At 68.1% G+C, this 17,701-nt stretch carries 18 protein-coding genes; 13 read left to right on the forward strand and 5 right to left on the reverse strand.

Annotation, left to right across the window (positions count from 1 at the left end; all coding sequences use genetic code 11):
• Positions 1 to 13 precede the first annotated feature (13 nt).
• From thyX to AC3B6C_RS18215, 6 genes are all read left to right on the forward strand, one after another.
• A complete protein-coding gene (gene thyX, locus AC3B6C_RS18190) occupies positions 14 to 766 on the forward strand; it encodes an FAD-dependent thymidylate synthase (RefSeq protein ID WP_010840828.1) in 753 nt (250 codons plus the stop codon).
• Positions 767 to 804: 38 nt separating this feature from the next.
• Positions 805 to 1,710 carry a 4-hydroxy-tetrahydrodipicolinate synthase gene (gene dapA / locus AC3B6C_RS18195; RefSeq protein WP_488373683.1) on the forward strand — a complete coding sequence of 302 codons (906 nt, stop codon included), beginning with the start codon at positions 805 to 807 and terminating at the stop codon, positions 1,708 to 1,710.
• The gene (locus AC3B6C_RS18200) at positions 1,710 to 3,701 is read left to right on the forward strand and encodes a ribonuclease J (RefSeq protein WP_488373684.1); all 1,992 of its coding nucleotides are present in this window, start codon (positions 1,710 to 1,712) and stop codon (positions 3,699 to 3,701) included. Before dapA ends, AC3B6C_RS18200 begins: the two co-directional genes overlap by 1 nt.
• Before the next feature lie 47 nt (positions 3,702 to 3,748).
• Positions 3,749 to 4,381 carry a TIGR03085 family metal-binding protein gene (locus tag AC3B6C_RS18205; protein ID WP_488373685.1) on the forward strand — a complete coding sequence of 211 codons (633 nt, stop codon included), beginning with the start codon at positions 3,749 to 3,751 and terminating at the stop codon, positions 4,379 to 4,381.
• A gap of 81 nt (positions 4,382 to 4,462) precedes the next feature.
• Positions 4,463 to 7,459 carry an FtsK/SpoIIIE family DNA translocase gene (locus AC3B6C_RS18210; RefSeq protein WP_488373686.1) on the forward strand — a complete coding sequence of 999 codons (2,997 nt, stop codon included), beginning with the start codon at positions 4,463 to 4,465 and terminating at the stop codon, positions 7,457 to 7,459.
• Positions 7,460 to 7,680: 221 nt separating this feature from the next.
• Positions 7,681 to 8,721, forward strand: coding sequence for a TerC family protein (locus AC3B6C_RS18215; RefSeq protein WP_488373687.1), 1,041 nt, complete (start codon positions 7,681 to 7,683; stop codon positions 8,719 to 8,721).
• A 30-nt stretch (positions 8,722 to 8,751) separates the two neighbouring features.
• Here AC3B6C_RS18215 and AC3B6C_RS18220 read toward each other — a convergent pair whose 3' ends face one another.
• A complete protein-coding gene (locus AC3B6C_RS18220; RefSeq protein WP_004021860.1) occupies positions 8,752 to 9,036 on the reverse strand; it encodes a YciI family protein in 285 nt (94 codons plus the stop codon).
• Between the two features lie 2 nt (positions 9,037 to 9,038).
• Positions 9,039 to 9,554, reverse strand: coding sequence for an amino-acid N-acetyltransferase (locus AC3B6C_RS18225; protein ID WP_014926536.1), 516 nt, complete (start codon positions 9,552 to 9,554; stop codon positions 9,039 to 9,041).
• A gap of 188 nt (positions 9,555 to 9,742) precedes the next feature.
• On the opposite strand from AC3B6C_RS18225, the gene pgsA reads away from it, so the two are divergent.
• From pgsA to AC3B6C_RS18260, 7 genes are all read left to right on the forward strand, one after another.
• Positions 9,743 to 10,444 carry a CDP-diacylglycerol--glycerol-3-phosphate 3-phosphatidyltransferase gene (gene pgsA, locus AC3B6C_RS18230; protein WP_488373688.1) on the forward strand — a complete coding sequence of 234 codons (702 nt, stop codon included), beginning with the start codon at positions 9,743 to 9,745 and terminating at the stop codon, positions 10,442 to 10,444.
• 142 nt (positions 10,445 to 10,586) lie between these two features.
• Positions 10,587 to 10,964 (forward strand): helix-turn-helix domain-containing protein, encoded by a 378-nt coding sequence (locus tag AC3B6C_RS18235; RefSeq protein ID WP_010840837.1) that lies wholly within the window; start codon positions 10,587 to 10,589, stop codon positions 10,962 to 10,964.
• Between the two features lie 122 nt (positions 10,965 to 11,086).
• Positions 11,087 to 11,902, forward strand: coding sequence for a phage shock protein PspA (gene pspA, locus AC3B6C_RS18240; protein WP_010840838.1), 816 nt, complete (start codon positions 11,087 to 11,089; stop codon positions 11,900 to 11,902).
• Positions 11,903 to 11,931: 29 nt separating this feature from the next.
• Positions 11,932 to 13,134, forward strand: coding sequence for a glycosyltransferase (locus tag AC3B6C_RS18245; protein WP_488373689.1), 1,203 nt, complete (start codon positions 11,932 to 11,934; stop codon positions 13,132 to 13,134).
• Positions 13,125 to 13,319: a DUF3046 domain-containing protein gene (locus AC3B6C_RS18250; protein ID WP_010840840.1), complete on the forward strand. Its 195-nt coding sequence runs from the start codon at positions 13,125 to 13,127 to the stop codon at positions 13,317 to 13,319. Before AC3B6C_RS18245 ends, AC3B6C_RS18250 begins: the two co-directional genes overlap by 10 nt.
• Positions 13,320 to 13,516: 197 nt before the next feature.
• Positions 13,517 to 14,560, forward strand: a complete 1,044-nt coding sequence (gene recA / locus AC3B6C_RS18255) for a recombinase RecA (protein ID WP_055474691.1) — start codon at positions 13,517 to 13,519, stop codon at positions 14,558 to 14,560.
• Between the two features lie 8 nt (positions 14,561 to 14,568).
• On the forward strand, positions 14,569 to 15,117 hold the full coding sequence (locus tag AC3B6C_RS18260) for a regulatory protein RecX (RefSeq protein ID WP_488373690.1): 549 nt from the start codon (positions 14,569 to 14,571) through the stop codon (positions 15,115 to 15,117).
• A gap of 10 nt (positions 15,118 to 15,127) precedes the next feature.
• Here the strand turns inward: AC3B6C_RS18260 and AC3B6C_RS18265 are convergent, their stop codons facing one another.
• From AC3B6C_RS18265 to AC3B6C_RS18275, 3 genes are read right to left on the reverse strand one after another with little or no spacing between them, the layout of a single operon-like run.
• Positions 15,128 to 16,018 carry an amino acid ABC transporter permease gene (locus AC3B6C_RS18265; protein ID WP_014926543.1) on the reverse strand — a complete coding sequence of 297 codons (891 nt, stop codon included), beginning with the start codon at positions 16,016 to 16,018 and terminating at the stop codon, positions 15,128 to 15,130.
• Positions 16,015 to 16,692 (reverse strand): amino acid ABC transporter permease, encoded by a 678-nt coding sequence (locus AC3B6C_RS18270; RefSeq protein WP_010840844.1) that lies wholly within the window; start codon positions 16,690 to 16,692, stop codon positions 16,015 to 16,017. Before AC3B6C_RS18270 ends, AC3B6C_RS18265 begins: the two co-directional genes overlap by 4 nt.
• Positions 16,693 to 16,707: 15 nt before the next feature.
• Positions 16,708 to 17,700 carry a glutamate ABC transporter substrate-binding protein gene (locus tag AC3B6C_RS18275; RefSeq protein WP_055474689.1) on the reverse strand — a complete coding sequence of 331 codons (993 nt, stop codon included), beginning with the start codon at positions 17,698 to 17,700 and terminating at the stop codon, positions 16,708 to 16,710.
• Between the last annotated feature and the right edge of the window lies 1 nt (position 17,701).

Here is a 17,701-nt window from a genome sequence, read left to right on the forward strand (position 1 = left end):
ACAGGAGACATGCGTGTCCGAATTGGTGCCGCTGAAGGTGCAGATGGTGGCGATGACCCAGTTCACCCCTCCGGAGGACGTGCCGTGGAGCACCGACGCCGAGGGCGGTGAGGCACTGGTCGAGTTCGCCGGCCGGGCGTGCTATCAGAGCTGGGACAAGCCCAACCCCCGTACCGCGACCAATGCCGGGTATCTGCGGCACATCCTCGAGGTCGGTCACCTGTCGCTGCTGGAGCACGCGTCGGTGACCTTCTACATCAGTGGCATCTCGCGTTCGTGCACCCACGAGCTGATCCGCCACCGGCACTTCTCGTACTCGCAACTGTCCCAGCGGTTCGTGCCCGAGCACGACTCCAACGTCGTGGCCCCGCCGGCGATCGTGGGTGACCCCGAGCTCGAGGAGTTGTTCACCGCGGCGACCGACGCGAGCCGGGCGGCCTACACCGAGCTGCTCGCGGCCCTCGAGGCGAAGTTCGCCGACGTCCCCAACGCCATCTTGCGGCGGAAACAGGCACGTCAGGCCGCTCGTTCCGTGCTGCCGAACGCCACCGAGACCAAGATCGTCGTCACCGGCAACCACCGGGCCTGGCGGCACTTCGTCGGCATGCGGGCCACCGAGCACGCCGACGTCGAGATCCGCCAGCTGGCGGTGGAATGTCTACGCCAGCTGATGCGCGTGGCGCCCACCGTATTCGGCGATTTCGAGATCGGCACGCTGGCCGACGGGACCGAGGTCGCGACCTCACCATTCGTGCTGGAAGGGTGAGGATCGTCACGGACAGGGAGGCGGTAGCCTTGAGCACCATGAACGCAGTCCAGGAACCGCTTCACGAGCATCCCTTCGGGACGAACGTGGTTGCGATGGTCACCCCCTTCCACTCCGATGGAAGCCTCGATCTGGACAAGGCCGCGGTCCTCGCCGACCACCTGGTCTCGAAGGGCTGCGACGGTCTGGTGGTGTCCGGCACGACCGGTGAGTCGCCGACCACCACCGTGCCGGAGAAGCTCGAGCTGCTGCGCGTCGTCCTCGACGCGGTGGGCGACCGGGCTCGAATCACCCAGGGCGCAGGCAGTTACGACACCGCCGAGAGCGTCCGGTTCGCGATCGAGTCCGAGAAGATCGGCGCACACGCGCTCCTCGTCGTGACCCCGTACTACTCGAAGCCGCCGCAGGCGGGCATCCTCGCGCACTTCCGCACGGTCGCCGACGCCACCGCGCTGCCGGTCCTGCTCTACGACATCCCGCCCCGCTCGGTCGTCCCCATCATGAACGAGACGATGCTCGCCCTCGCCGAGCACCCGAACATCCGGGGCGTCAAAGACGCCAAGGGCGACCTGCATTCGGCCGCGGGCCTCATCGCGAGCACCGGTCTCGAGTACCTCTCGGGCGAGGATGCGCTCAACCTGCCATGGCTGTCGATCGGTGCAACCGGATACGTCAGCGTCATCGGGCACCTCGTCCCGGATCGGTTGCGGGACATGCAGATCGCCGTCGAGAAGGGTGATCTGCACGCGGCCCGCGCGATCAACACCTCCATGCTCCCGCTCGTCAACGCCATGGGCCGGCTCGGCGGGGTCACGATGGTGAAGGCGGCACTGCGCATCCTCGGGCTGGAGGTCGGCGACCCGCGCCTGCCGCAGGTGCCCGCGAACGCGGCGCAGATCGAGGAACTGATCGTCGATCTCCGAGCGGCAGGTGTGCTGGTCTGATGACGGACAACGACAACACCGGCCCCGACGCCGGTACCGACCGCCCCCGGACCCGACGCCGGGCGGCCGCCCGCAAGGCCGGCCCGCCCAGTCCGCCGCCGGCTGTGACCACGCCGCCGGCTGTGACCCCGCCGCCGCCGGCTGTGACCACCCCGCCCGCCGGTGCCTCGAAGCAGAAGTCCGACGCCAACGCGCCGAAGCACGCGGCCAAGCGTCCGGCGAACCCCGGGTCGAATGCGCGCCGCCCCCGCCACGAACGTGGCGACGCGCGTGGCGGCCGCCGACCCGAACCGGCGACCCCCGCGCCCGTGGACCGGCTTGGCACGCCGCGGCGACTGCCCAAGGGCGGTCTGCGTGTGGTGGCGCTCGGCGGCATCGGCGAGATCGGCCGCAACATGACCGTCTTCGAGTACAACGGCCGGCTGCTGATCGTCGACTGCGGCGTGCTGTTCCCGGAGGACCAGCAGCCCGGCGTCGACCTGATCCTGCCGGACTTCAGGTACATCGAAGACCGCATGGACGACGTCGACGCGGTGATCCTGACGCACGGTCACGAGGATCACATCGGCGCCATCCCGTTCCTCCTACGGCTGCGCAGCGACATCCCGGTGATCGGGGCGAAGTTCACGCTCGCGCTCGTCGACGCGAAATGCCGTGAGCACCGGCTGCGGCCGAAGCTCGTCGAGGTGATCGAGGGGCAGACGACCTCCCACGGCCCGTTCGAATGCGAGTACTTCGCGGTCAACCACTCGATCCCGGACGCACTCGCGGTCGCGATCCGCACCCCCGCCGGGGTCGTGCTGCACACCGGCGACATCAAGCTCGATCAGCTCCCGCTCGACGGCCGACTCACCGACCTCGCCGGATTCAGCCGCCTCGGTGACGAGGGTGTCGACCTGTTCCTCGTCGACTCGACCAACGCCGAGGTGCCGGGCTTCGTGACCCCCGAACGCCAGATCGGCGGGGTCCTCGACCAGGTCATCGGCAAGGCCAAGCAGCGTGTCATCGTGGCCTCGTTCGCCAGCCACGTCCATCGCATCCAGCAGATCATCGACGTGGCGCACACCCACAACCGCCGGGTCACCTTCGTCGGCCGTTCGATGGTGCGCAACATGCAGATCGCGCAGGATCTCGGCTACCTGTCGGTGCCCGACGGCGTCGTCGTCGATCTCGACACCGCGGCGAGCCTGCCGGACCATCGCGTCGTGCTGATCTCGACCGGCTCACAGGGCGAGCCGCTGTCGGCGCTGTCGCGGATGGCGCGCGGAGAGCACCGGCAGATCAACATCCGGGCCGACGACCTCGTCGTGCTGGCGTCCTCGCTGATCCCCGGCAACGAGAACTCGGTCTTCGCCGTCGTGAACGGCCTGGCCAAACGCGGCGCGACCGTCATCACCCAGCAGAGCGCGAAGGTCCACGTCTCGGGCCACGCCTCGGCAGGCGAGCTGCTCTACCTCTACAACGCGGTGCGGCCCTCGAATGCGATGCCGGTGCACGGCGAGTGGCGGCACCTGCGCGCCAACGCCGCACTGGCCGTCGCGACCGGGGTACCCGAAGACCGGGTGGTCCTCGCCGAGGACGGCGTCGTCGTCGACCTCGTCGACGGCCGCGCCGACATCGTCGGGCGGGTTCCGGTCGGCCACGTCTACGTCGACGGCCTCTCGGTCGGTGACGTGGGGGAGTCGACGCTGTCCGAACGTCTCGTGCTGGGGGAGGGCGGTTTCATCGCCATCACGGTTGCCGTGGACGTGGCGACCGGCCGTGCGGTGAGCACCCCCGAGGTCTCCGGTCGCGGGTTCTCCGACGATCCCGACGCGCTCAAGGAGGCGGCGAACATCGTCAACCAGACGCTCGATTCGCTGGCGGCCGAGGGCGTCACCGACACGCACCGGATCGCCCAGGGGATCCGCCGGGCTGTCGGACGCTGGGTGTCGACCGCCTACCGCCGTCGTCCGATGATCGTGCCCACCGTGATGGCCGTGGGGGACTGAACCGGCGTCAAGGAACGGATTGCCGGCGATGTCGCTACCGTGGTCGTGTGACCGGTGCGCAGAACGAAAGAGCAGCCCTCGTCGAGACCTTGAAGAAGGTGGGCCCCGACGCGCCCACCTTGTGTGAGGGCTGGACAACCCGCGATCTCCTGGCCCACCTCGTCGTCCGCGAGCGGCGGCCGGACACCGGCCCGGGCATTCTCATCCCCGCCTTCGCCGGCCACACCGAGAAGGTTCGGGCACAGGCGGCGTCGAAGGACTGGGATGCCCAACTCGCCCTGCTGGCGTCGGGTCCGCCGATCTTCTCACCGCTCAAGCTGGTCGATCGATTCGCCAACCTGGCCGAGATGTTCGTCCACCACGAAGACGTGCTGCGCGGCGGCACCGATGCCGACGGACCCTGGACCCCGCGAGTCCTCGCTCCCGAACTCGAGGCCGAGCTCCGGACCCCGGCGAAGACCATGGGCAGGATGACGCTCAAGAAGGTCCCGGGACGTGTGACGCTGCGTACCCCCGACGGCGAGGATCTGGTCACCGCGGGATCGGGCGACGAGGTCGTCGTCACCGGTCGTGTCGGTGAGCTGGTCCTGTTCGCGTTCGGTCGCTCACCCGTCGACGTCACGTTCGACGGCGCCGAGTCGGCGATCAAGGGCGTCCGGGAGAGCTCGCGGGGCCTGTAGGGCGGTCACAACTTCGACACGTACCCCGTTGTCCGTGTTGCCCGTGTGACTGATGTGATCGCTGCCCACTAGTCTGTCGGTATGGCTTCGAAGGCAAGCACGGGTACGCGCGCGTCCTCTTCGCGCGGCGCCGCCGGTTCTCCACGCGGGAGTTCGACGCGTGCCGGATCGGCGCGTGGTGGTTCGACGCGCGGGAGTTCGACAGCGAGCCGGCGCTCGACGAGCGGTGGGGCGAAGGGCGGGGGTTCGAAGAGCAACGGTTCGAAGAGCAGCGGTTCGACGGGCCGATCGAAGAGCGGGGCCTCGACGAGGTCGAGGGCCGGTGCGTCGCGCGGCAGCTCGCGGTCCGACCCACGTTCGGAGTCGGTGGATCTTCATCGTCGTTCCGTCGCCGCGGCCGGGGCGTCCGCGGTCGGCAAGGGCATCGGCGCCGGATGGTCGCTGTTCGCGCGTGGAGTCGGCAGTGCCGCCCGGGCGGGGTCGGGCGTCGGACGCGGACCGCGTACCGAAGTCGTCGGGGAGTTCGACGACATGGACGATGCCGACCTGGATCAGGACCTGTTCGACGACGACTCCGGGCCGGACGGGCGTGGCCGTCCCGGGGCCGGTGGTCACAGCCATCGGCGGGACGGCATTGCGCTCGGTCTGCTCGCCTTCGGACTGCTCGTCGGCGCCAGCGTCTGGTTCGGCGCGGCCGGTCCGGTGGGTGCGTTCATCGAGGCCCTCATCCGCGCGGTCATCGGCGCCGCGGCCGTGCTTGTCCCGATCGGTCTCCTCGCGCTCGCGATCATCTTGATGCGCCGCCCGGCCGCCCCGGAGCGTCGTGGACGCTACCTGGCCGGCGGGTTCCTGGTCGCTCTGCCGCTGCTCGGTCTGATGCACCTCATCGCCGGGGCACCGGTGGATCTCCCGGGCCGTTCCGAGGCGGCCGGGTTCGTCGGCTTCGCGGTCGGCACGCCGTTGACGGCGGGTGTCACCGCCTGGGTCTCCGTACCGATCCTGTTGCTGTGCATGGCTTTCGGTGTCCTCATCCTCAGCGGGCGGACCGTCCGCGAGGTCGTCGACGCGGCCGCCGGCTACCTCGGCCTCGGTATAGGGCACGACGACGCGCCCTGGGACGACGACGAATGGGATGCCGACGCGGAGAACTACGACAATCCCGACTTCGGCGATCCGACCGACGCCGACGCCGACGTCGACGCCGACCCGTGGGATTCCGGAGCGCTCGATTCGCGGTCCCGGCGCCGCCCGTATTCGTCGAACCCGTACGACAACTACCCGCCGGATTCGGCACCCGCGCGGACCGCGGGACGGACCTCCCGGCGCAAGCCCGCCGAGGTCGCCGACGTCACCCCGCTCGAGGAGGCCGTGACCGAAAATCTCGCGGACCCCGCCGAGAGTGTCGCCGAGCAGGTCACCGAGGTGATCGCGCCGAGCCCCCGCTCGCGTGCCACCCCCGCCCGACGGGCGGCCGCGCGGCCCGCGCCGCGTCCCGCGCCCGAACCGGAGCCCCAGCGCGAACCCGAGCCCGACGACGCGATCGCCGACGACGAGGCATTCGTCCCGTCCGACCCGACGGCGGACGGAGACTACCGGCTGCCGCCGCCCGATCTGCTCCTCGAGGGCGATCCGCCCAAGATGGGCAGCAGCGCCAACGACGACATGATCGACCGGATGACCGGCGTGCTCGAGCAGTTCAAGATCGACGCCGCGGTCACCGGATACACCCGCGGACCGACCGTCACGCGGTACGAGATCGAGCTCGGTCCCGGCGTCAAGGTCGAGAAGATCACCGCCCTGCAGCGCAACATCGCCTATGCCGCCGCGACCGACAACGTCCGCCTGCTCGCACCGATCCCCGGCAAGTCCGCGGTCGGTATCGAGGTCCCCAACTCCGACCGGGAGATGGTCCGGCTGGCCGACGTCCTGAACTCGCCGTCGACGCGGAAAGACAAGCACCCGTTGGTGATCGGGCTCGGCAAGGACATCGAGGGCGATTTCGTCAGCGCGAACCTGGCGAAGATGCCGCATCTTCTCGTCGCCGGTTCGACCGGCTCGGGCAAGTCGAGCTTCGTCAACTCGATGCTCGTGTCGCTCCTCAGCCGCGCGACCCCCGAGCAGGTGCGGATGATCCTCATCGACCCGAAGATGGTCGAACTCACCCCGTACGAGGGCATCCCGCACCTCATCACACCGATCATCACGCAACCCAAGAAGGCGGCCGCGGCCCTCGCATGGCTCGTCGAGGAGATGGAGCAGCGGTACCAGGACATGAAGGCGTCGCGGGTGCGACACATCGACGACTTCAACTCGAAGGTCCGGTCCGGTGACATCACCACACCGCTGGGCAGCGAACGCGTCTACAAGCCGTATCCGTACATCCTCGCGATCGTCGACGAGCTCGCCGACCTGATGATGACCGCACCCCGGGACGTCGAGGACGCGATCGTGCGCATCACGCAGAAGGCCCGCGCCGCCGGCATCCATCTGGTGCTCGCGACGCAGCGGCCGTCGGTCGACGTCGTCACCGGTCTGATCAAGACCAACGTGCCGTCGCGGCTGGCGTTCGCGACGTCGTCGTTGACCGACTCACGCGTCATCCTGGACCAGCCGGGCGCCGAGAAGCTGATCGGCATGGGCGACGGCCTCTTCCTGCCGATGGGTGCCAACAAGCCGATTCGCATGCAGGGTGCCTACATCACCGACGAGGAGATCGCGGCGGTCGTCGACTTCTCCAAGGAGCAGGCCGAGCCGGAGTACACCGAGGGTGTCACCGCGGCGAAGGCGGGCGACAAGAAGGACATCGACAGCGACATCGGCAACGACCTCGACGATCTCCTGCAGGCGATCGAACTGGTCGTGTCGAGCCAGTTCGGGTCGACGTCGATGCTGCAGCGCAAGCTGCGTGTCGGCTTCGCCAAAGCAGGCCGGTTGATGGACCTGATGGAGACCCGGGGAGTGGTCGGTCCGAGCGAGGGGTCAAAGGCGCGGGAGGTGCTCGTCAAGCCCGACGATCTCGCGGGTGTGATCGCCTCGATCACCGGCGGAGGCGACGAAACGGACACTTCCGACACCTGAGGCGGGCGTCTGACCAGGGGTTTCTGCGCGTCACCGGGAGTTTGTATAAGGTGACCAGAGATCCATGAGGGGAGTATCCCCAAAGCGGCGTTTCCGTCAATACGGTCACGGTCAGCGACGATGCCGATCATCGTCGCGGCCGGGGCCCGGAGCGTCGGCCCCCGTTCGGTGGGAGAGACCTCTGGCTCGTCAGCTCATGCTGCCTGCTGGAGGTTCTTGTAATGGATGTGTCGCTGTCCGTCTGGCTGATCACCTGTGCGGTGATCGTCGGACTGTTCGTGTTCGACTTCTTCACCCACGTGCGTGTGCCGCACGCCCCCTCGCTCAAAGAATCGGGCATCTGGTCGGCGGTGTACATCTCCATCGCCATCCTGTTCGGTCTGTTCGTCTGGTGGCAGTGGGGATCCACGTACGGCGGTGAGTACTTCGCCGGCTACGTCACCGAGAAGGCGCTCTCGGTGGACAACCTGTTCGTCTTCGTCATCATCATGGCGAAGTTCGCGGTGCCCAAGGAGTACCAGCAGAAGGTCCTGCTGCTCGGCATCCTGATGGCCCTGGTCATGCGCGGTATCTTCATCGCCGTCGGCGCGGCCGCGATCAATGCCTACAGCTGGGTGTTCTACCTGTTCGGCGCGTTCCTGATCTTCACCGCCGTCAAGCTGCTCCGCGAGAGCGACGACCCGGTCGAGCACGAGGAAGACCGCGAAACCCGCCTGGAGCGCTTCGTCAAGCGCTACCTGCGTACGCACGACAGCTACGACGGCGACAAGCTGTTCACCCGCGTGAACGGCAAGCGCCTCGCCACCCCGATGCTCATGGTCTTGATCGTCATCGGCTTCACGGACATCCTGTTCGCGCTCGACTCGATCCCGGCGATCTACGGCCTCACCTCCGAGCCCTACCTGGTCTTCACCGCCAACGCCTTTGCCCTGATGGGTCTGCGTCAGCTGTTCTTCCTCATCGGTGGGCTGCTCGATCGTCTGGTGTACCTGTCCATCGGCCTGTCGATCATCCTCGCGTTCATCGGCGTCAAGCTGGTGCTGCACGCCCTGCACGAGAACACCCTGTCGTTCATCAACGGCGGCGAGCATGTGGCCGTCCCCGAGATCTCGACCGGGTTGTCGTTGTCGGTGATCCTCGGCGTCCTGGTGATCACGACGGTGGCGAGCCTCATCAAGAGCCGCGGGGCGGCCAAGACGCCGCAGGTCGACTCCGCCGATGACTCGACCGATGCCCGGGCGCCGAAGTCGAAGGACGTCTGACCGCTCTGACCCCGGCGGGTGGACGTGGGATCAGGCCGGGAACGGCCCGAACACCTGCGTCCACTCGTCGATGCGGATGGCATCGACGGCCTGATGCGCCTGGAACGGGTCGTTCGCGAGGAACGCCTCGGCCGCCTCGAGGTCGGCTGCCCGGATGACGATGAGTGCGCCCGAGCCGTCGGGGTAGGGGCCGGCGATCAGCACGTTGCCGGCCGAGTGCTCCTCGGCGAGCCACTCGCGGTGCAGTGGCCGGTGCTGATCGCGCAGCGCGGCCTTGGCGGGGCGGTAGGTGTACTGCACGGCGAAGAACGGCATTGTCACTCCTGCTCGATGGTTGCCAGCATCCTGGTGTTGCCCAGGGTGTTGGGTTTGACATAGCTGAGGTCGAGGAACTCCGCGACGCCGGTGTCGTAGGACCGGCACATCTCCTCGAAGACCTCCCGCGTGACGGGAGTGCCCTGGATCTCGACGAAGCCGTGCCGCCCGAAGAAGGCCGTCTCGAAGGTCAGCACGAAGACACGGGAGAGCTGGAGCTCGCGCGCGACCGCCATGAGGCGGTCGACGAGGAGGTGCCCGATGCCCCGCCCGGCGTGCGCGCTGTCGACGGCGACGGTGCGGACCTCGCCGAGATCGGCCCAGAGCACGTGCAGCGCACCACAACCGACGACCACCCCGTCGACGTCGGCGACCCAGAACTCCTGGACGGACTCATAGAGCGTGACGAGATTCTTCTCCAGGAGGATCTTGCCGGCGTACTGATCGATCAGTTCCTTGATCCGCGGGACGTCGGAGGTGCGCGCACGACGGATGACGACGTGTTCGGCGGGGGACATGGGAAATCACCTTAGTCCTGTCCGCCGCGGGCGCTCGTCGGCGCGACGCGGACCGCGCCGTCGGCACCGACGCGTCCGCGCTGGGCCGACCTGTGCACCGCGTCCCCGGGGCCTGCCGATACCCTGATGGGCGTGTATATGAGAACCGCCCTGAACTGCGGCACGACGCCGCGATCGGGGGCGGGTTCATGACCGACCGGATCAGGCGGGCCGTCGACGAGAAGGGCATCGCCAATGTCGGCCGCGGGCCCGATCACATCACCGATCCGGTCGACCCGGTTCCGGTGGTCAACATCGCCAACGCGCTCACGGTGTTCCGGATCATCCTGGTCCCGGTGTTCCTCGTGGCGCTGTTCATGGATTCCGGCGAGTCGACGCTGTGGCGCGCGGTCGCGACGATCGTCTTCGGCGTCGCCGCGCTGACCGACCGCTACGACGGGATGATCGCCCGACAGCGTGGCCTGATCACCGACTTCGGGAAGCTGGCCGACCCGATCGCGGACAAGGCACTCATCGGCGGCGCGCTCGTCGGACTGTCGATGCTCGGCATCCTGCCGTGGTGGGTGACCGTGGTGATCGTGGCGCGCGAGTTGTGGGTGACCGCGCTGCGCTTCTGGGTGTTGCGGCACAAGGTGATCCCGGCCAGCCGGGGCGGCAAACTGAAGACCCTGCTGCAGGCGCTGGCCATCGGCCTCTATCTGCTCCCGCTGGGCGGCCCGTGGCAACTCGCCGCCGACATCCTCATGGGACTCGCGGTCGTGGTGACCATCTACACCGGGCTCGACTACACCTGGCAGGCGATCAAGGTCCGGTCCGACAGCGCTGATCGGCGACCCCGACCGTCTGAGCCGCCTCGACGTCCTGTGGGAGGAACCGGCGGCGGTCGCTGAGTTCGACTATCGTCGACCAGACGGTACTGCGAAGGCCCAGCGGTGTCGCGGGAACTCGTCGACGCCGCGGAGCGTTGGGTAGGGAAGCAGACGCGCCGCCGTGAGGTGGGCGCGGCGAGATGGTCAGTAGGGAGGAGACTCGATGGCGAAGCTCTTACGCGAGGCGCTCGGCGACAGCCTGCGTCGGGTCCGCACGCAGCAGGGCCGAACCTTGCGCGAGGTGTCCACCGGAGCGCGAGTGAGCCTGGGGTACCTCTCGGAAGTCGAGCGCGGCCAGAAGGAGGCGTCGAGCGAACTGCTCGCCGCGATCTGCGACGCTCTCGACGTGGAGATCGCCGACCTGCTCCTCGACGTCGGCAGTGCGATGCGTCCGGCGGGTGCCGAACCGGTCGTGGTCGGTGCCGAGCCGATGGGCGAGGCCACCGGGGTCGACGCGGTCGAGGCCGGACTCACCGCCACGAAGGTCGTCATCCCCGCTCCGGCCGGCAGGCGCGACGCCACGGCTCTCGCTGCTGCCTGACCCCCGACCCGTCCGAAGGACGCCGGTTGCACCATCCGAACGACGACACCGATTCAACGGGGACTCACAGACGCTAGATTGGTCACCAGAGTTCTCAGACCCCGGAATGGAGTACGACGAGCATGGCGAACCCGTTCGTGAAGTTGTGGCGCTACCTCTCAGCACTCGGCAACGCGAAGATCGACGAGCACGCTGACCCGAAGGTGCAGATCCAGCAGGCGATCGAGGACGCCCAGCGTCAGCATCAGGCGTTGTCGCAGCAGGCGGCATCGGTGATCGGCAACCAGCGCCAGCTCGAGATGAAGCTGAACCGGCAGCTCGAGGACATCGAACGGTTGCAGGCCAACACGCGGCAGGCACTGACCCTTGCCGACCAGGCCGCCGCCGCGGGCGACACCCAGAAGGCGACCGAGTACACCAACGCCGCCGAGGCGTTCGCGGCCCAGCTGGTGACCGCCGAGCAGAGCGTGGAAGACCTCAAGTCGCTGCACGATCAGTCGCTGCAGGCCGCGGATCAGGCCAAGAAGGCCGTCGAGCGCAACGCGATGATCCTGCAGCAGAAGCTTTCCGAGCGTTCGAAGCTGCTCAGCCAGCTCGAGCAGGCGAAGATGCAGGAGCAGGTCTCGGCCTCGCTCAACCAGATGAGCGAACTGTCGGTGCCCGGCAACACGCCGAGCCTCGATCAGGTTCGCGACAAGATCGAGCGGCGTTACGCGAACGCGCTCGGCTCGGCCGAACTCGCCAAGAACTCCGTTCAGGGCCGCATGCAGGAGGTCGAGCAGGCCGGCGTCCAGATGGCCGGGCACTCCCGCCTCGAACAGATCCGCGCCAGCATGCGCGGTGACGCGCTGCCCTCCGCCGGTGCCACCGCACCCGGCCTGCAGAAGCCCGCGACCCAGGCCGCGCCGCCGACCACCGAACCTCCCCAGCAGAACTGACGCATCCCGGACGCGCGCACGGTGAACCCGTGCGCGTCGCGATAGTCGCCGGTTCCGATGCCGGGCACGCATTCCCGGCCTTCGCACTGGCCGAACGGTTCCGCGCGGCCGGCGATGCGCCGACCGTGTTCACCTCCCTCGGATGGGCGGATGCCGCGCGACGCCGGGGCATCGACATCGCCGATCTCCCCGGATTACGTGCGGAGGACTCCGACGACGACACCGACGCGGGCGCCAAGCTGAGCGTCCGCGCCGCGCGCATGGCCCGGCAACTGGTCGAGCCACTGCGTGCGACAGGAACCGAGGTCGTCATCTCCGACGTCATCACGGTCGGCGGCGGCTGGGCGGCCCAGCTGTGTGGCCTGCCGTGGATCGAGCTGTCGCCGCACCCGCTGTACCGACCGTCCCGGGGGCTCCCGCCGATCGGTTCCGGACTCGAACCGGGCCGCGGCGTCGGCGGTCGGCTGCGGGACACGCTGATGCGGGCCGCCACCGCATCCTCGATCCGGCAGGGCGAACGGCAGCGCCGGATCGCCCGGCGTTCCATCGGACTGGGCGACCTCGACGCGGAACCGTCGGCGCGTCTGATCGCCACCCTGCCCGGGCTCGAGGTGTCGCGTCCGGATTGGCCGGCGGACGCCCATCTCATCGGCCCGCTGGTGTGGGAGCCGACCGACGAGCTCTTCTCCGTACCACCCGGCGACAGCCGTCTCGTCGTCGTCGCACCGTCGACCGCGCACACCGGTGCCGCCGACATGCTCGGCGTGGCGCTCGACGCGCTGTCGCCGGGGTCGCTGGGCCGGACGGTTCGGGTGGTGGTCTCCGGGCTGCGGAGCCCGGCCGACGCCGATCTCGCGCGGTTCGACGGTGAGCTGATCACCGCCGGGCCGGGCAGGCAGGACGAGGTGCTCACGCACGCGGATGTGCTGATCTGCGGCTCCGGGCACGGGATCCTCGCCAAGGCGATGCTGGCCTCGGTGCCGGTCGTGGCAGTGCCCGGCGGGGGAGATCAGTGGGAGCTCGCCACTCGCATCCGACGTGCCGGCGCGGGCCGGGTGGTGCGCCCGGTCACCACGGCCGCCGTCGCCGAGGCCGTGCGCGCTGTGCTCGACGATCCGGCGCATGCACGTGCGGCGGGTGTGATCGGGGAGTCGGTGACCGACGTCGTCGACCCGGTGGCGGTCGCGCGCCGCGTCGTGGGGTCGTCACCTAGGCTGGACCCGTGCGTCTGACCGAGTTCACCGAGCTGATGACCGCCGAATTCGGTGTGCCCTCAGCGGATTCGATCCTGTCCGATCACATCCTGATCGATGTCGGCGGACGCACCGGCGCCCAGGCGATCGACGACGGGGTCGACCCGCGCGACGTCTGGATCGCGATCTGCCGCGACTTCGACGTGCCGCGCCATCGCTGGTGACACGCCCCGCGTGTCACACTTGCCATCGAACAGGTGTTCGTCCATTCTGGTGGCCAGAGGTGAACATCAGACGGAACCGCACGGGCCGCGTCTGCGTCTGAAGAGTTGTCGGACCCACCGGCTACCTTCATCCCATGAACGCCCGGACCGCACAGACCGCCCGCCGGAAATCCGGCTCACAACCGAGGAGAACTCCCATGGCACCTGCGCCCCAAGACCGCGAGAAGGCTCTCGACCTCGCCCTCGCGCAGATCGACAAGAATTTCGGCAAGGGCTCGGTGATGCGGCTCGGCGAGGAGACCCGTCAGCCGATCGAGATCATCCCCACCGGATCGATCGCCCTCGACGTCGCCCTCGGTATCGGCGGGCTGCCCCGCGGCCGCGTCGTGGAGATCTACGGTCCGGAGTCCTCGGGTAAGACGACCGTCGCCCTGCACGCGGTGGCCAATGCTCAGGCGCAGGGCGGCATCGCCGCGTTCATCGACGCCGAGCACGCACTCGATCCCGACTACGCCGCCAAGCTCGGCGTCGACACCGACGCGCTCCTGGTGTCCCAGCCCGACACCGGTGAGCAGGCGCTCGAGATCGCGGACATGCTGATCCGGTCCGGCGCGCTCGACATCCTGGTCATCGACTCGGTGGCCGCGCTGGTCCCGAAGGCCGAGATCGAGGGCGAGATGGGCGACAGCCACGTCGGTCTGCAGGCCCGTCTGATGAGCCAGGCGCTGCGCAAGATGACCTCCGCGCTGAGCCAGTCGAAGACCACCGCGATCTTCATCAACCAGCTGCGCGAGAAGATCGGCGTCATGTTCGGTTCGCCCGAGACCACCACGGGCGGTAAGGCATTGAAGTTCTACTCCTCGGTGCGCCTCGATGTCCGTCGGATCGAGACCCTGAAGGACGGAACCGAGGCGGTCGGAAACCGCACGCGCGTCAAGGTCGTCAAGAACAAGGTCGCGCCGCCGTTCAAGCAGGCCGAGTTCGACATCCTCTACGGCCAGGGCATCAGCAAGGAGGGTTCGCTGATCGACATGGGCGTCGCGGAGGGCTTCATCCGCAAGTCCGGCTCGTGGTTCACCTACGAGGGCGATCAGCTCGGCCAGGGCAAGGAGAACGCCCGTAAGTTCCTGCTCGAGAACATCGACATCCGCGACGAGATCGAGAAGAAGATCAAAGAGAAGCTGGGCATCGGTGCCACAGTCGACGCCGATGACATCGCCCCGGCCCCGGTGGAGTTCTGAGGCAGGTCTTGAGCGAGGCATCGGACCCCGAGCAGACGCGCAGGCGTCGGGACAGCGATCCCGACCGCAAGGGCCCCAGCGCATGGGACTCGGCACTGCGGCTGCTCGGGGTCCGTGCGCGTTCACGCACAGAGATGCGGGAACGGTTGATGCGCAAGGGTTTCGAGGCCGATGTCGTCGATGAGGTGATGGCCCGCCTCGAGCGGCACAACCTGCTCGACGACGAGGAGTTCGCCTCCGAGTGGGTGCGGTCCCGTCACCTCAACTCCGGCAAGGGACGTCTGGCGTTACGGCACGAGCTGCGCACCAAGGGCGTCGACGAATCGATCATCTCCGAGGCGCTCGCCGACATCGACCCCGACGATGAACGGACCATCGCGTCCGGGCTGGTGGCCCGCAAACTCACGCCCTCGGTCGTCGACCGCATCGGTGATGATCGCGCCGAACGCGACAAGGCCATGCGCCGGCTCGTCGGGATGCTGGTGCGGCGCGGCTACTCCCAGTCCCTCGCCTTCGAGGTCGTCGGGGAGGCGCTCAGCGCGCTACGCAGCGGCTGAGCGCCTCGGGTCACCTACCGGTCGGCAGGTTCTCCGACGCGGCGAGTTCCGTCGCCTCCGGGTCCGCGGTCGGTCCGGACGATCGGCGCCCCTGCCGAAGCCGCCGTTCGAGAGCGGTGGCGAAGGTCGAGAGCCCGAAGTTGATCAGGATCATGATGATGGCGACGACGATCAGCGCGGGGATGTAGTTGCCGTAGCGCGAAGCCGAGAGCAGGCCGCTGCGCACCACCTCGGAGTACCCGATGATGTAGCCCAGTGCGCTGTCCTTCAACGCCACGACCATCTGCGAGATCAGGGCGGGCATCATCGCGGTGATCGCCTGCGGCAGAAGGACGATACGCATCATCTGGCTCTTGCGCAGACCCAGCGCCATCGACGCCTCGGTCTGTCCCTTGGGCAGCGAGTTGATACCCGACCGCAGGATCTCGGCCATGACCGACCCGTTGTACAGGGTGAGGCCGGTGACCACGGCCGCGAACGCCAGTGCCGACGACGGGAAGATGCCGTAGATGGCGAACAGGAACCAGGTGAACACCATCAGGATCAGCACCGGGATGGCGCGGAAGACCTCGACGAACAACCCCGCGAGGGTCCGCACCCACAGATGGTCGGAGAGCCGGCCGATGCCGAGGACGGCACCGAGCAGCAGCGACAGCACGATGGACACCGCTGCGGCCGCGAGGGTTCGCCACAGTCCCGGCAGGATGTAACCGGTCCAGGTGCTCCATGTGACGAACGGCGACCACTTCTCCGCGGTGAACTGTTCGTTGGCGGCGAGGACGGCGATCACATAGATCGCGATCGCGGCCAGGATCGCGAGAAAGCCGATGGCCAGCAGGCGATTCCGAGCCCGGGCGCGTGGCCCCGGGACGTCGTAGAGGACGCTCGAGTCGGCGCTCATCGTTTCACCGCCAGTCGCTTGGCGAGGTAGCCGAAGACGGCACCCTCGCTGAGTGTGATGATCATGAATCCGACCGCGATGACGCCGAAGATGACGAACAGCTGATCGGAGTAGGTCTCGATCTCGGTCTTCATCAGCGCCGCCGCCTCGGCGACGCCGATCACCGACGCGACCGTGGTGTTCTTGGTGAGCGCGATCAGGACGCTGCCCAGCGGGCCGATCACCGACCGGATTGCCTGCGGCAGCACGATGATCCCGAAGACCTGGGTGAATGAAAGACCCAGAGACCGAGCGGCTTCGGCCTGGCCGAGCGGGACCGTGTTGAAGCCCGACCGCAATGTCTCACAGACGAACGTCGACGTGTACAGGACGAACGCCAACACGGCGAGCCAGAAGTTGTTCGACTCGATCGTCGGCGCGAACGTGAGTCCCAGGTTCTGGTACAGGCCGATCGCACAGAACAACACCACCAGTGTCAGCGGTGTGTTGCGGACGATGTTCACATAGACCTCGGCGAACCCGCGCATCACCGGCACGGGGGAGACCCGCATGGCCGCGAGGATCGTGCCCCACACCAGCGAGCCGATCGCCGAGTAGAAGGTCAGCTGGATGGTCACCCAGAAGGCGGGCCACAGCTCTGGACCCATGCTCTCCCACAGAGAGACGTCATTCATCGGTTGCTCCGTCGTTCACTGGAGCCCGGGCGGGCACGGTGTGGAGGGCGAGTCGAGGAAGTCGAGGTCGCCGGGGTCGGGCAGGTACGGGAACTTCGAGTCCGGTCGGTCCGCGCGGGCGATGATCTCGTCCACGTACGGGTTGCCGAGTGCCTTGCGCAGCGCGGCGTTCCACGCGGACTCGCCGTCGACCGCAGGCGCGAGCATGGCGTCGAGCGCCTTGTTCACGGCCTCCTGGGACGCGGTGTCGTCCAGGGCGAGCCCCACGCCGTAGCGCTCGGTCGAGAACGGGCTGCCCGCGGTCTTCAGGGCATCCTTGACGCAGGCGTCCTTGAGGTAGGTCATCTCGACGAGCTTGAACTCGCCCTCCCAGAAGTTGGAGTAACCGGCCAGGATCGCCTCATCGGTGGTCACCGCGTCGACCTTGTCGCGGCGCAGCGCCTCGACGCACGCCGAATAGGAGTCGTACTCCTGCAACTGGACCGCGGGCAGCTGTGCCTTCACGTTCTGCGCCGGCGTCGAGCCGGTCACCGAACAGAGCTTCTTGCCCTTGTCGAGGTCGGCGAGCTGGTCGATCGAGGTGTCGTCGGCGCGCACCATCAGACCCTGGTAGGTGACGAGATACGGGCCGCCGAAGGACACCTTCTTCGAGCGGGCGGCGTTGATCGAGTACGTCGCCGCGATCAGGTCGACCTCGCCGTTGTCGATCATCGCCTCGCGTCGTGCCGACGGCGTCTCGCGCCAGGTGACCTCCGGATGGGGGACACCGAGGTCGTCGGCGATGTGGTTGACGACATACCGCGACACCGAGGCGTCGAATCCCTCGACGTTGCCGTCCGGTTCGTACAGACCGAGACCCGGCTGATCGAACTTCACGCCCAGCACGACCGAGCCCTCGCGGATGGAGTCGAGCAGGTTGCGGGGTTCGGTGCTGCCACACGCCGACAGCACGGTGGCGAGCAGCGCGCCGACTGCCAGGATCAACCCGGCCGTGCGTACCTGTCTCATG

The sequence above is a fragment of the Gordonia sp. 11cp genome, from assembly GCF_057767225.1.

Bases quoted from the DNA above. Each gene is read 5' to 3' on its own strand.
- AC3B6C_RS18200 (WP_488373684.1), top strand. From the start codon at position 1,710: ATGACGGACAACGACAACACCGGCCCCGACGCCGGTACCGACCGCCCC.
- pgsA (WP_488373688.1), top strand. From the start codon at position 9,743: ATGACCGACCGGATCAGGCGGGCCGTCGACGAGAAGGGCATCGCCAAT.
- AC3B6C_RS18215 (WP_488373687.1), top strand. From the start codon at position 7,681: ATGGATGTGTCGCTGTCCGTCTGGCTGATCACCTGTGCGGTGATCGTC.
- dapA (WP_488373683.1), top strand. From the start codon at position 805: ATGAACGCAGTCCAGGAACCGCTTCACGAGCATCCCTTCGGGACGAAC.
- AC3B6C_RS18235 (WP_010840837.1), top strand. From the start codon at position 10,587: ATGGCGAAGCTCTTACGCGAGGCGCTCGGCGACAGCCTGCGTCGGGTC.
- AC3B6C_RS18225 (WP_014926536.1), bottom strand. From the start codon at position 9,554: ATGTCCCCCGCCGAACACGTCGTCATCCGTCGTGCGCGCACCTCCGAC.
- pspA (WP_010840838.1), top strand. From the start codon at position 11,087: ATGGCGAACCCGTTCGTGAAGTTGTGGCGCTACCTCTCAGCACTCGGC.
- recA (WP_055474691.1), top strand. From the start codon at position 13,517: ATGGCACCTGCGCCCCAAGACCGCGAGAAGGCTCTCGACCTCGCCCTC.
- AC3B6C_RS18275 (WP_055474689.1), bottom strand. From the start codon at position 17,700: ATGAGACAGGTACGCACGGCCGGGTTGATCCTGGCAGTCGGCGCGCTG.
- AC3B6C_RS18270 (WP_010840844.1), bottom strand. From the start codon at position 16,692: ATGAATGACGTCTCTCTGTGGGAGAGCATGGGTCCAGAGCTGTGGCCC.
- AC3B6C_RS18265 (WP_014926543.1), bottom strand. From the start codon at position 16,018: ATGAGCGCCGACTCGAGCGTCCTCTACGACGTCCCGGGGCCACGCGCC.
- AC3B6C_RS18220 (WP_004021860.1), bottom strand. From the start codon at position 9,036: ATGCCGTTCTTCGCCGTGCAGTACACCTACCGCCCCGCCAAGGCCGCG.
- AC3B6C_RS18210 (WP_488373686.1), top strand. From the start codon at position 4,463: ATGGCTTCGAAGGCAAGCACGGGTACGCGCGCGTCCTCTTCGCGCGGC.